18 protein-coding genes and 1 riboswitch are annotated in these 13,105 nt (G+C 26.4%); of the genes, 5 read left to right on the top strand and 13 right to left on the bottom strand.

The window, feature by feature from the left end; genetic code table 11:
* Window positions 1-32: 32 nt before the first annotated feature.
* Entirely contained in the window at window positions 33-269 is a 237-nt protein-coding gene (locus tag CDIF1296T_RS01995; RefSeq protein WP_003425320.1) for a hypothetical protein, read from the top strand.
* Between the two features lie 128 nt (window positions 270-397).
* Here CDIF1296T_RS01995 and CDIF1296T_RS01990 read toward each other — a convergent pair whose 3' ends face one another.
* Window positions 398-964 (bottom strand): chromate transporter, encoded by a 567-nt coding sequence (locus CDIF1296T_RS01990; RefSeq protein WP_003420939.1) that lies wholly within the window; start codon window positions 962-964, stop codon window positions 398-400.
* A complete protein-coding gene (locus CDIF1296T_RS01985) occupies window positions 961-1,524 on the bottom strand; it encodes a chromate transporter (RefSeq protein ID WP_009895294.1) in 564 nt (187 codons plus the stop codon). Before CDIF1296T_RS01985 ends, CDIF1296T_RS01990 begins: the two co-directional genes overlap by 4 nt.
* Before the next feature lie 119 nt (window positions 1,525-1,643).
* Between CDIF1296T_RS01985 and CDIF1296T_RS01980 the strand changes: the two genes are divergently transcribed.
* A complete protein-coding gene (locus CDIF1296T_RS01980) occupies window positions 1,644-2,519 on the top strand; it encodes a LysR family transcriptional regulator (RefSeq protein WP_009895293.1) in 876 nt (291 codons plus the stop codon).
* Between the two features lie 147 nt (window positions 2,520-2,666).
* Here the strand turns inward: CDIF1296T_RS01980 and CDIF1296T_RS01975 are convergent, their stop codons facing one another.
* The 4 genes from CDIF1296T_RS01975 to CDIF1296T_RS19490 all read right to left on the bottom strand — a co-directional run bounded on the left by CDIF1296T_RS01975 (window position 2,667) and on the right by CDIF1296T_RS19490 (window position 6,571).
* Window positions 2,667-4,058 carry a metallophosphoesterase gene (locus tag CDIF1296T_RS01975; protein WP_018112701.1) on the bottom strand — a complete coding sequence of 464 codons (1,392 nt, stop codon included), beginning with the start codon at window positions 4,056-4,058 and terminating at the stop codon, window positions 2,667-2,669.
* A 719-nt stretch (window positions 4,059-4,777) separates the two neighbouring features.
* Entirely contained in the window at window positions 4,778-5,158 is a 381-nt protein-coding gene (locus tag CDIF1296T_RS01965) for a BlaI/MecI/CopY family transcriptional regulator (protein ID WP_009901722.1), read from the bottom strand.
* A gap of 92 nt (window positions 5,159-5,250) precedes the next feature.
* Window positions 5,251-5,640, bottom strand: coding sequence for a BlaI/MecI/CopY family transcriptional regulator (locus CDIF1296T_RS01960; protein ID WP_009901721.1), 390 nt, complete (start codon window positions 5,638-5,640; stop codon window positions 5,251-5,253).
* A gap of 209 nt (window positions 5,641-5,849) precedes the next feature.
* A riboswitch (cyclic di-GMP riboswitch) is annotated at window positions 5,850-5,947 on the top strand.
* Between the two features lie 447 nt (window positions 5,948-6,394).
* Window positions 6,395-6,571, bottom strand: coding sequence for a hypothetical protein (locus CDIF1296T_RS19490; protein ID WP_009898399.1), 177 nt, complete (start codon window positions 6,569-6,571; stop codon window positions 6,395-6,397).
* Between the two features lie 252 nt (window positions 6,572-6,823).
* On the opposite strand from CDIF1296T_RS19490, the gene CDIF1296T_RS01950 reads away from it, so the two are divergent.
* The 3 genes from CDIF1296T_RS01950 to CDIF1296T_RS01940 all read left to right on the top strand — a co-directional run bounded on the left by CDIF1296T_RS01950 (window position 6,824) and on the right by CDIF1296T_RS01940 (window position 9,797).
* Window positions 6,824-7,012 carry a hypothetical protein gene (locus CDIF1296T_RS01950; protein WP_009898401.1) on the top strand — a complete coding sequence of 63 codons (189 nt, stop codon included), beginning with the start codon at window positions 6,824-6,826 and terminating at the stop codon, window positions 7,010-7,012.
* A 701-nt stretch (window positions 7,013-7,713) separates the two neighbouring features.
* On the top strand, window positions 7,714-8,235 hold the full coding sequence (locus CDIF1296T_RS01945) for an ImmA/IrrE family metallo-endopeptidase (RefSeq protein WP_009898403.1): 522 nt from the start codon (window positions 7,714-7,716) through the stop codon (window positions 8,233-8,235).
* Window positions 8,229-9,797: a hypothetical protein gene (locus CDIF1296T_RS01940; protein WP_009898404.1), complete on the top strand. Its 1,569-nt coding sequence runs from the start codon at window positions 8,229-8,231 to the stop codon at window positions 9,795-9,797. The genes CDIF1296T_RS01945 and CDIF1296T_RS01940 overlap by 7 nt, the downstream gene beginning before the upstream one ends.
* Before the next feature lie 63 nt (window positions 9,798-9,860).
* Here the strand turns inward: CDIF1296T_RS01940 and CDIF1296T_RS01935 are convergent, their stop codons facing one another.
* The 7 genes from CDIF1296T_RS01935 to CDIF1296T_RS01905 all read right to left on the bottom strand — a co-directional run bounded on the left by CDIF1296T_RS01935 (window position 9,861) and on the right by CDIF1296T_RS01905 (window position 13,090).
* On the bottom strand, window positions 9,861-10,379 hold the full coding sequence (locus CDIF1296T_RS01935; protein ID WP_009898407.1) for a Pycsar system effector family protein: 519 nt from the start codon (window positions 10,377-10,379) through the stop codon (window positions 9,861-9,863).
* A 165-nt stretch (window positions 10,380-10,544) separates the two neighbouring features.
* Window positions 10,545-10,892 carry a hypothetical protein gene (locus CDIF1296T_RS01930; RefSeq protein WP_009898409.1) on the bottom strand — a complete coding sequence of 116 codons (348 nt, stop codon included), beginning with the start codon at window positions 10,890-10,892 and terminating at the stop codon, window positions 10,545-10,547.
* A gap of 95 nt (window positions 10,893-10,987) precedes the next feature.
* Complete coding sequence (locus CDIF1296T_RS01925) at window positions 10,988-11,800, bottom strand: N-acetylmuramoyl-L-alanine amidase (protein WP_021359648.1); 813 nt, start codon at window positions 11,798-11,800, stop codon at window positions 10,988-10,990.
* Window positions 11,800-12,231: a phage holin family protein gene (locus tag CDIF1296T_RS01920; protein ID WP_009894433.1), complete on the bottom strand. Its 432-nt coding sequence runs from the start codon at window positions 12,229-12,231 to the stop codon at window positions 11,800-11,802. The genes CDIF1296T_RS01925 and CDIF1296T_RS01920 overlap by 1 nt, the downstream gene beginning before the upstream one ends.
* A gap of 67 nt (window positions 12,232-12,298) precedes the next feature.
* Window positions 12,299-12,517: a hypothetical protein gene (locus tag CDIF1296T_RS01915; protein WP_009894435.1), complete on the bottom strand. Its 219-nt coding sequence runs from the start codon at window positions 12,515-12,517 to the stop codon at window positions 12,299-12,301.
* 97 nt (window positions 12,518-12,614) lie between these two features.
* Entirely contained in the window at window positions 12,615-12,797 is a 183-nt protein-coding gene (locus tag CDIF1296T_RS01910; RefSeq protein WP_009899649.1) for a hypothetical protein, read from the bottom strand.
* Window positions 12,797-13,090: a hypothetical protein gene (locus CDIF1296T_RS01905; RefSeq protein ID WP_009896669.1), complete on the bottom strand. Its 294-nt coding sequence runs from the start codon at window positions 13,088-13,090 to the stop codon at window positions 12,797-12,799. The genes CDIF1296T_RS01910 and CDIF1296T_RS01905 overlap by 1 nt, the downstream gene beginning before the upstream one ends.
* Window positions 13,091-13,105: the final 15 nt, after the last annotated feature.

Here is a 13,105-nt window from a genome sequence, read left to right as displayed (position 1 = left end):
TTTGGAAAAATAGTACAAAGATAATTAATACAATGTTAGAATGCTTTATTGCAGAAGATAGTAAGATAAAAGATGGAGTCAACATACCTACTCTTGTCTTTAAAACACTTCATGATAGATATTTTAAAACCCAATATTTTGATAGCTATTATAATTCACTAAAATGTAAAAAGAAACTTGTTGAAATTAATAATGTTCATAATAGTTACTATATAGATAGTGAGAAATTTTGCCAAGAAGCTTATGATTGGTTTGTAGAAAACCAGTGATATAATTTAAATGTTATATGGGTTTCTGATTATCTTTTCAGAATTTATTAAAAATCCAAATAGCCTTACTTTATTGGCTATTTGGATTTAAGATATAAAAAAATAGATATCCTTTACTTAGCAAAAACTTATAAATAAAAAAATATTCCCAGTATACCACTTATTATTATAATCACAATAGGATTAATTTTCCACTTACGTACTATCAGTAGTGTAACAAAAAAGATTATTAGTGCAGTCCAGTTTAGCATCTCAAATATAGAATTGAAGTACACTTTATTCGTCCCAAATAATGCAAGGATTATAATTGTAGCCGCAGCTGAGATAATTAAACCTAATGAAGCTGATTTTAGACCATTTAATATTTCAAATATATAAGTAGAGTTCTGATGCTTTTGAAAAAAATTATATAAAAATAGAGATATTACTACACCACATAATACACAACCTAAAGTGGCTGCAACTGCTCCCCAAAACCCTCCAATTTGAAGTCCAACAAAAGTAGAAGTATTAACAGCCAGTGGCCCTGGTGTCATTTGTGAAATAGTTATAATATCTGTAAACATTTTCTCACTTATCCATCCAGTTTGATTTACTACTTTCTCTTGGATTAAAGGTATGATTGCATAACCACCACCAATACTAAACAAGCCTATTTTTAAAAATATAAAAAATAAATTCCAAATTGTATTCATTTATTTTCCCTCTTCTTGTAGAAAACTTGCATTACACATACAAAACAGCAAACAGATAATATAAAAATTACATTTATACTCATCACAAAGTTTGCAAAGAAAGCAATAGGTATCATAGCTGATAAAAATAGAGAACGTTGTTTTAATATCATAGAGCACATGTCAATAATCAAATCCACAATTAGTGCAGCAACACCAGCTTGCATTCCTTTTAATACTGCAATTACAATGGCATTAGATATAAAAGTGGTGTAAAATGCTGATACTAATCCAAGAATAACGAGCGGAGGTATTATAGCTGCTATACAACTAATGACAACCCCTAAAGTACCAGCTACTCGATAACCTGCCAAAGCAGATAAATTAATTGCAATAGCTCCAGGAGTTGATTGTGCAACTGCTGCCATGCTCATCAAATCATCTTCTGTAAAGAATTGCTTTTGATTTACAAAATAACGTCTAATCATAGGTACAACTACATACCCTCCACCAAAAGTGAATGTGCTAATAAACAAGTTAATAATTAAAAGCCAAAAATATGTTTTTCTGCTTTGATTCAAAATATTCCTCCTTCTTTTCACTTCATATTATTCAGTATACCTGTTGCTTTGCAATCTGTAAAATGATAGAATTTAATGGAATTAATCAATTTTATTCATGTCTAGTGAGGATATTTATTATGATAAACATACGATATTTAGAGATTTTAGAAGCAATTGAACAAACAGGCACTTTTACAGGTGCTGCAAAAAAATTACATATCACACAATCTGCTGTATCTCATGCTATAGCTGAACTTGAACAACAAGCTGAAACAGCATTATTTGACAGACTACCACGAGGGGTATGTCTTACTCGCTGTGGCATTTCTCTTTTAGAAGAAGCACGTAGTATCTTAACTGCTTGTCGTAATTTAGACAAAAGAATCAGTCATTTAGAGGAATGTACACCTATAAACATTGTTTCTAGCATTACAATTGCCTCTTTTTTACTTCCACCAATTTTAAGTCGACTAAAAAATTCATTCCCATCTCTTAAAGTGAATGTACGTGTCGAAAGTGCTAATTCAGCTATGGATATTTTAAAAAGTGGAGAAGCTGATATATGCTTTTGGGAAGGTATAGAACCACAGGGGGCATTCCGTACAATTTTATTAGGTTCCTATAAGTTATGTGTTGCATGTGCTCCAACTTTTCCTTTATCTAAACAAGCCTTATCTCTACGACAGTTATGCACGTTTCCGTTATTGTTACGTGAGCAAGGAAGTGCCATTCGCGATACTTTGGACAGTGTATTATCTCTTTCAAACCAAAAAGCTTATCCTGTTTGGGAAAGTGTTAATTCTTTTGCACTTATTAAAGCTGCAGAAGCAGGGTTAGGTATAACCATTTTGCCAGAAAATTTATTATTAGATTCACTCTTACATAAAAAATTGCGATTGATTGAATTAGATGGGATAGATATGGAAAATAAAATGTTAGCAATATTACATAAAGATAAAAATATTACACAACCTTTGAAAATAATATTGGATAATATAAGCAATGTACTTTAATTTAAAGGTTTAATTTTTTAACATTCTATTTTTTAGCATAAAAAGTGTGTACTATTCCTTAATGTTGTGATTTTAATTATCATCAATTTTTAAAATAATACACACTTTATTTTAAGTACAATCTAAACTTAAATAAGATAAAAGTTTCTATTGTATATGTTTTAAATTAATACTATATTCTTGTTTACCTTTTTCAATTTTAAATTTATCATTTTTATTAGGATAAATAGTTACAACATTATCTTTATACTCTGATTCATCACATTTTATATTAATTGGCATAACTTCAGCTTCACCATATACATAGCTAACAGGCTTATTATTATTCATTACAACAATCTGCACCATGTCATCACCCTTTGGAGATGATATATTTCTCCATTTATATCCTATCGTTTTATATATATCATCTGCAGATGTTCCAGATTTAAAAACATATATTTTATCCCATTCAGGAGTCTTTACTTCTGATAATCTTATTTCTTTCTTATCTTTACTTACTTTATTAATTGAAGAAATAAATTCTCCAAATTTATCACTTTCTTGATTTTTTTCAAATTTAATTAATTTACTAGATTTGTCAACTATATTCCATTTATCATTGTTTTTTTCTAATTTAAAATTAATCTTAGAAATACATTCTCCATGCTTTCCTGGCTCAGTAACTATAACATTTTCTCCTGATTTATTTTTATAATCATGTTGCTCAATTTGAACATGATTATGACCTGCAACTATAGCATCAATTCCATCAACTTGTTGAGCTAAGTCTTGTATTCTATTTCCTGGGTTTCTAGGTTTCTTAGGTTTCTCACCTGTATGTGCCACAGCAACTATAATGTCAGGCTTCTCTTTTTCCATTATACTAACCCACTTTTTAGCATCTTCTACTAAATCATTCATATACAATTCACCATTGTAGCCCTCTTGGTCTTTTAGTTCTAAAGACTTAGAGTCAACAAGTTTTCCATCTTTCCACTGTTTCCTCTCACCAACTTCTTTTATAGTAAGCCCTAAAATTCCTAGTTTTACGTTTCCTTCAGGTGTATTAATATTTTTTATTATGTATGGTTTTGTATAACTGTCTCCATTTTTTTTATACGTATTTGCCGATAAAATATTTATTTTTTGCTTCTCAAAATCAGATATCATATTATCTAGATAAAATTTATTGTTGGATATAAATTCATGATTCCCAAGAACTGCAACATCATAACCTACCTCTTTCATATCTTTTGAAATAGGCGTCTCAATATAACTTTCAGTGTTATTATCACCATCTTTATATCTAGCACTAAAATAACTATCCATGCTAGAACCAAACACTTCTCCACTATCAAAAAAATCTCCTGCATCTACTAAAGTTAGATTTTTATCTTTTTTTCTTTCTTCTTTTACATAAGAAGTTAACTCATAAGGTATAACTCCATGTAAATCAGTAGTTGCTAATACGTTTATTTCTGCGGTTTGTTTTGAAGCACATCCAGACATTAGTAATACAAGTGAAAAAGTAATTCCTATAATTATTTTATTTCTCATAATCCCTCCAGCTTCTATAAATATTTGATTTAGTATCATTGACAACTCAATTCTTCTATAATATCAATATTCATACATTAATATACAAAAGTCATCTATATGTTTTATAGACATACATTTCATAGACATAAAATACTTTTATATACTTCTAATAAGTATAAATCTTTTCTATTATATCATCAAGTTTATTTATGATTATACCAAATGGTTTTCTAATTAAGTGAATATAAAAAGCTATGAACAATATTACTCAAATTACCATCAAGAGTAACATAAATACATATCTCCATCAATGATTAAGAAATTACTTTTTTATTGTATCAATTTGTCTTTCAGAGCATGACACAAAAGGAACTAAAAGATAACAAAATCATCAGTGTTAAATACTTCGAGTTTCAGAGCAAAGGAGTTCTAAAACAAAATAAAAACACCCCGCTGAATTTATCATTCAGCAGGATGTTTTTTACTTATTAATCCATAAGATACTGGCAAATATTGATAGTATCAAACCAGTATAACATAGAAGTAAGATAGACCTCAAATCCTGTATTTATGTGGATTTTTGGCATTCTATATTTTATTCCCATTCTATCGGGTAAGTTTTATCTCTAGTGTTTCCAAGTGTTTCAGATTATCCATATTACCTACATTATCTCTATTATCAATTTTATTTTTATTTTTTTTAATAAAAATAGTATCATTTTAGTATCACGTTTAACTTATTCATCTTCTTCCCAATTTTTTACCCATTCTTCTAATATATCTAATTTATCATCGCTGAAATCTTCGTTATCATTAAGAGCAGTAAAAAAACTCTTAAGGGAATTATTATGAAAAAAACTAAAAAATCTTTTTGTTTCAACTTTTAAATAGTCTTTCTCCCTTACAGCTATAGTATAAAAAGTACACCTGCTTGTTTTTTGTGCATATAGATAGTTCTTATTTGTAAGTTTAGACAATATTGTTAGTGTTGTATTTTTATTCCAACCATAAGTTTGTTTCATAGCTTCTACAACTTCTCCTGAAGCTACTTTTTTTTCTAATCCCCAGATAAACTTCATTACTTTTAATTCTGAATCAGGTAATTTTTTAAATCCCATAATATGCACCCCCTTTTTTGTAAATTTCTGTATATTAAAATATATATAAATATTATAACAAATTTAATTTAAAATTAATTGATATATATAAATTATCTTTTTCCAATTTTTTCCATATTTTTTATAAATGCCTTTAGTTGTTCTTCTGTCATCTTATCTCTTTTATGTATAGTTGTGAATATTCGTGCAAAAAAATTATCATATTTACTTATATCTCTTTCTTCTTTTCTAGCATTTAAATATTCTTTTTTAGTTACTAATACTTCATAGCTAAACTGAAAACCTATCCGCTTCTTTTTTAATGTTTTCATCTTTACCAATCTTTTTAAAAGAATTTCTGTAGTACTTTTCCTCCACTTATATCTCTTTTTCATTGCTTCTATTATTTCTTTTTTTGATAAAATAGACTTTTTATTCCACAAATACTCCATTAGCATTAATTCGCCCCTACGTAGTTTGTCTATTACATCTTGTTGTTCCATTTATGTCACTTCCTTGAATTAATTTTAATTTAAATTAATAATAGAACCTTCTAATTGCAATTAATACAGGTAAGTTTTACCAAGTATTCTACACATTTAGTCCATTTTTATATATAAAAAATATTATTCATTCCTATAAATTTATTCAATTTTCAAACAATCTTGTTGAATAATAACTAATTCTATTGTATTATTTTAGTTGTAGAATAAAACTAAATCGGCAAAACTAGAGAAATTTAGTGACGCAAAGCTATAGGGACTAAGACTTATATAAATATCTTATGAGTTATGTTAGCCAGTTGCCAAAAAGATGTTTTCTTTTTGTTTTTATGAAAGTTTTTTAGGGGGATAATAATATATATGTTTAGAAATAAAATAGATAAGTGTACACATATGTTGCTGCTTATATTGGTAGTTCATATGATTATTGTAATTTTATAGATACACAGCTAGATGATTTTATATTAGAGTACGGAGAAAATGTAGTAGAGTCTTGTTTACACCAAGTGATGGTATTGGTAAGTAAGTATAATTAGATAGACATTGATTTCTAGAGAACCCTTTTTAGTTTTATCTACTTTTAAATAATGATATGATAAAAAATTAATTAAAATAGATTTATAATATTCATAGTTTTATTTTTTCTTAAAATGCGATATAATAAAGATGTAAATTCGTATCAAAAACAAAAAAAGAAACTACAATCTATTAGCCTAGAGCGAAGTTTCAAATTCAAAATAATTTAAGTAATGATTTATTCATTGAAATCGTCTTGATTGCCGTCAGGACGATTTCTTAGTTTATGTAAAGATTCTTTTAATCTACTTATAGAATCTAATAATCTTGTTATAGACTTTACTATTGTTGTAATAGATTTTATTACAATAGTAATGTAATACGCTATAACAAGTATAAACATAAGTGTTTTCATATACTCACCCCCTTTCGTTCGAAGGTGATTTCCGAAAACTTTCGCCCTTAGATTGTAGTTCCACAAGATTATTCTTGCATTTTAATTATAACATAATTTTACAATTATCAAATATCCATTCTCCATATTTTTTTATTTATACAATATATTCTATATTGCAATAAAAAACATTGTTTTAAATATATATACATAGGTATATACTAAATATGTTAAACTTAATTATGGAAAATATAAAATGAAAGGAATAAAAATATGACTAAGACTATATTATGTGATTACTGTAATAAAGGAATAAATAAAGATGATAATAAGTATATTACTTTTCATAAGAAAAGTCATATGAAAACTAACATTTGTATTAATTGTGCATTAAATTTGATAGATAAAGATAAATTAAATGAAAATATTATAAATAATCAACATGATTATTCAAAGAAATGAAAAAGCACTCTCCATAATGAAGAATGCTCTATATAATAATGTTTGACTTAGTAAAGATGTGTTGGGGTTACATATTTACTTTTTTATTATATCATATAACTTTGTGTATGAAAAAGAATTTAAATCAATTTTAAGGTGTGTTGAGTAATATTCTTGATAGTTTATATGTTGATGAATTTCAAAAAAATAAGCACTCTTATAAAAAGAGTACTTTTGGTATATATTCAAGCATTTATCTAATACAATTATAGCATGTATTATGTTTTAGTATGATAATTTTCGTTCGTTTTATTATTACAACTTCTACTATAGTTTTCATACTTTAACATCAACTAAATGAATTTAATTAAGATTACTAGTTAATCGTTTTTTGGTTCTTTCATATTCTGAAATCTAAAATTTTATTATTTGTTTATTGTTATTATTTAACACATGTTGGTATTTCAACGATTTATCTTATTGTTAATATTCTTATTGCTTCCAAAGTATATCTAATTATTTTTAAGATAATTTACTAATTTTTATTTTTTCAAACATACATTCGACAAAAAACAGTTTTTATATGGTATAATTATATTGTATAATACAAAAGGTTAATGAAAATAATTAATATTAAATGTACCAAAAAAAATAGTTTTTGATATAATGAATATTATAATAAATAATTATTTAAATAAAATATTATATAAGGATGTGATTTTATGGATTTCAAAATCAGAGAGCTAATTAATGATATAACCCAAGATATTATCCAAACATACAAAATCCAAATTCCAATAGTAAATATAAATCAAGTTGTTGATGCTTTAGGAGGCAAGGTAATAGAAGATAGTTCTTTAAGTGGATACTCTGATGGATTTATTAGAAAAGTTGATGATTCATTTGAAATAGTGGTATCTCCTTATCAACCAGATACCAGAAAGAATTTTACCATTGCTCATGAACTTGGACATTTATTTTTACACATGGGTTATGGCATTGATGATGAACTATGGAATAGTCAAGATGGAAATCAGTATTTTAGAAGTGGCAATACCAATAAGGAGTATCAATCCAATGAATTTGCAGCAGCCTTGTTGATGCCTAAACATGAATATAAAAGAATTATGGATGAAAACACAGTAGGTAATAAGGTCGACACTTCAAAAATTGCAGAATACTTTAATGTTTCCTCTTATGCAGCATCTAATAGAGGGAAATGGTTAGGATATTTACAATGGTAGATGATAAAGAATATAAAACTCAAAATGTAAATAATGTTCATAATTCAGCTAAAAACGAAAACGCTTTTAATCTTAAAAAGTATAAGGAAAAACTTCAAGAAAATATTAATACTGATATTTATGAAAAAGAAAAAGAACCTAATCATCCAGAAGTGATTTTGTTCTTTTCTTTTGATATAGCTAATTCATCATTATATAAAAATATAAATTATAGCGGATGGGCTAAGGTATTATCACATATAATTCGTAAGTTACAATATAGAGTTTATGAAAACCTTAAAGCACAACTTTGGAGAGTTCTTGGTGATGAGGTAATTTTCATTATCGTACTAAAAAATTATGATGAAATTTATAAATACATAGATATAATCTTTGATATTTTAACAAGCACTGCTAAAGATATAAAAAGTGGTAATATATTCTCTACACTAGAAGGATTTTCTGAATCTGAAAAATACTTAATGAAACTTCAAAATATTATTTCATTAAAAGGAGCGGCCTGGATTGCTATAGTATCAAGAAATCCTAATTTTAATGCTTTAGAAAATAATGAACAATATGAAAATATTTCTGCTATGTACGATTTATCCAATAATTATAAAATATTTGAGTTCTTAGGAAATGATATTGATGCTGGTTTCAGAATATCAAAGCAAACATGCCCAGAAAGACTTGTTCTTAGTTTTGAACTAGCTTATATATTATCAAGAAAAACTGATATTTTATCTAAATTACATATAATTACATATAAAAAATTAAAGGGTATCTGGAAAGATAAACTATACCCTATCATTTGGTATCATAATAAAGGAAAAAATAATGATATAGAATTTGATGATAGTTTTTCTTTTGATGAAATAGAAGAAAATGAATTGGTTCGAGAATATTTTTTTAATAAAAAAGGAGAAAGTAAATTACTAATTGATTCTTTTATGTTTAATTCTGTAGACAAGGCTTTGGATAAAATACTTATAGACAGAAACCTTAGTGATAAGATTGAAAAAATAGGTGACGTAATTTCTAAAACAAACCCCAGTTATGATAAAAATACAATAGATAAAGACTATATAAAAGTAGATTTAATGGAATTACACTGTGTTGCGGTTTGTTATAATAAATCAACTTCAAAAATATTAATTGCGAAAAGAAGTGATAATAGAAATAATAATGCGAGTAAATGGGAATTTGGTTGTGCTAAGGCAAGTCTAGAAACTTCAATTATAAATACTATTAAAGATGAATATGAAAAAGATTTTAATATAAACATTGAACCTATTACTGATTGCACAAGAAAAGATGATTGCCAACCTATACCTCTAGCAATTTATCAAGTTAAAAAAAGTGATGGTTTACACAAAGGCATTATAACTCTCGCAGAAATAATAAATGATTATGATATTTCTAAATTTGAACCCACATCAAAACATAATGAACTTGCATGGATAGGAGAGGATGAACTTGAAGATTTTAATGAAAACACAGTACCTGATTTTAAAGAAACTTTAAAACTAGCATTTAAAAAATTAAATGAAAATCAATTACAAGAATCTACAAATATGTAAATAGTATTCTTCTATGATTTGATTCTATCTTCATAGAGGAATACTAACCAAATAAAACATTTTCTAAATAGCATTAAAAACTACTACAAGTATATATATAAACAATATAATACCACCTAAAATAAAAGCTTCTACTGACTTTTTTACATTATACATTTTCTTATCACAGATTAAAGATAATTCTTTTATTTGAACAAGTGCATCATTAATCAAGTTTTCTTCGTCTTTAAATGCATTTTCAAATGCTTCTTTGTACTGTTCATTATTTAAAGATGCTATCTCTTTATAATAAAAAATAGATTTATATTCATTTTCTATTTTAGAATTCCTTGGCTTTAAAACCATAATCGAAAAATAAATTGAAATAACAAATATACATAATATAACAATGTAAAATAGCATCTCTAAACATCTGATATTACTTATACTTAAGTGATTCATTATTTTTTCCTTCCCTGAAAATAAAAAACCTATAATTGCACTATTTAATAATAGTAAAAAACTAGCTTTATTATCTGATTTTTCAATATAGTAATCAATTCTATTTACTATAAACTTCGCTATGTCTATTTTTTTATCCATGATTTTACTACCTCATTTCATTAAATTTTATATTGATTCAAAATTTTATTTTCTACTTATTATCATTGAATAAATTATTATTTGGAAATAATCTTATTGAAATAATAAAAATATGTGAAAGAAAGTAATAACTAACTATAATTACTACTTCCTAACTTAAACATTCTATCTCTTCCAATTAAAAGTAAGATATCGTCCTCTATAAGTTTCATATTCTCTTATAATATCCAATATTTCCTCCCTAGAAGTTGCAATTAAACTTCTATCAAATAGTTCAATCATTCTATTGCTATCATTATCAGAAACATTACAAGACTCTAATATCTCATTATTAAATATTGCAATAGCATACCCAGTACCTATTTTTATCTCATTTAATTCATGTAAATTATTTGCTGCTCTAAAGATATCAGCTTCAGCCAATCCACCTAAATCTTCGCTTCTATTAATCAAGTTATTAAGTTTAATACTAAAAGCTGCTCTTACAAATCTCTCATAAACCAATGCATCCATACATAAATCCTCCATTATCACAATAATATATTTACATTATATTACAATAATAGAGTTATCACAACAAACAACCACTTCTAGTTGATAACTTTTATCTATCTATTAATAAAATCCAATGCTTTATAAAGTGTATCAAATCTATCATTACCTTTTATCATAATAAATTTTTCTTTAGTAATAGAACTTATCTTTTCACATGCGCCACCTCCTACAACATATAAATTTTCCGTCTGACCTGGTACGTAATCTTTTATATCACAAACTAAAACTTTGCTTGGACTATAGCCCCAACTAAGCACATTCGCAAGTATCTTATCAACTTCTCCATCATAAACAATTGTATGTTTGTACATCTGTTTAACTCCCTCATTATTTATATTTTTATTTAATACACCTTCTACAATTAACTTAGCAATACCTTCATGACCTAGTTTCTTAGCTTTATCATAATCTTCTTTATTATCACAGAAGAAACTTTCAATTAATACTGCTGTAGGCTTTGAACTATTTAAGATATATAATCTTTTATCTAATTTAGCACCTCTATTTTTAAATACTGTACCTAGTTTATCACATATTCTAGTTGCATACTCTAAGCCTTTATTACTATAATATAGGACTTCTGAACCTTTACCTTGACCGTTACTTGCATTTAAATGTAACTCTATAAGTAAATCATATCCTCCACTATTAACTCTAGGTATTTTATAAGACTTTTCTTCATTCTTAGTTTTAAACTGCTTTTCTGGGCATATTATTACATCTACCTTATGCCCTTCTTTTCTAAATGTATCTGCTAATACTGGTGCAAGAGATTTGTTGTATTGATACTCGTTAATTACTCCATCAGCAGAAGTGCATGCTCCACTTTTTAAAATACTGTGTCCTACTGTAATACATATTTTCATTATTTATTACCTCCCTTAATATTTAATTCGTCTGTCATTGTATCTAGTAAATTGCCTATTTTCTCCTTTAATTTTTTGGGAACTGGTAATCCACATAAGTACATATTTTTTAATATACTTACACTTTCATACAAAATGAATAGAATAGAGAAAAATTCAGATATTCCAAGATGATTTAATCTCAAGAAATCAATCCAATCTTGTGGCAACATAAATAAAAAGTTAAACTTTGTAAGTATATCAACTACTGCTAGAAAAAATATACATGCTATCATTGCAACTTTTCTTATTCCTCCATTTATTCCAAAACTTGAATTAAACTGATGTGTTTTTATTGCTCTTAAGCAACCTAACAGTGTATCAAATGCTATTGCTAATATTACTAATTTTATAAATATATTTGTTGCTAAAAAAACTATTGTTAAATTCATATTTCCTCCTAATTTTTGTATTAAAAAGGACCTAGAATTATCTAAGTCCTTTAAATGTATTAATTTATTATTTTACCTTTAAATTGTTAACGAAATCTGCAGCTATAATAAAGTATGCTGCATCACATTTTGCTTCTCCCATAATCCCTGGATTAGAAATGTAACAACTTGTTGGGTTTTGTTCTAGCCCCTCTAGCTTTATATTTTCTACCATTATAAATATCTCCCCCATAGTAGGTATAATTAACATTAGAACTAGAATGCAAATTACAATTATTTTCTTCATTTTTTAATCTCCTTTTAATAGAATTTTTTTATTATAGATAAAAATAAAAAATATATAACTAAAAAAGGAAATTATTTTTAATTTATATAAAAAAAACCTATTTTGTTGGTTCTGCTCCTTCTACTACTCCACTTTCTCTAATTATATAATCCTCTACTGCTTTTCTATACTCTGTGTTAGTTACGTCATCTAATTCAAATTCTCGATTTTTTAGAGGGTTTAATCCTCCGTTTAATATCCTCTCTGCTAATATTCTTACTACAACATTATTTATATTCATTATAATAATCCTCCTACTTTTTCATTTTCATTTAATAAAACTTGATTTTCTAATTCTTGTATTCTCTTTTTTTCTTCACTTACATATACTGGTATTTCTTCCAAAATTGGTTGTTTTGTTTCTATATTTATGCCTATAATTCTATTTTTAATATAATCTATACTTCCATATGGAATATCAATATAATCTAATTCAGTTATTTTATTGTGTGGTAACACATCCCCACAGGACTCACCTGTTTCAAAAATTATTTTGCCTGTTTGGTCATATATTACTCTGTTTGGAACATTCATATTTTTTTCTCCTTC

Source organism: Clostridioides difficile ATCC 9689 = DSM 1296 (assembly GCF_001077535.1).
Lineage (GTDB): Bacteria > Bacillota > Clostridia > Peptostreptococcales > Peptostreptococcaceae > Clostridioides > Clostridioides difficile.
Note: the sequence above shows the minus strand (reverse complement) of the source record. Positions and strands in the feature narration are given on the sequence as shown.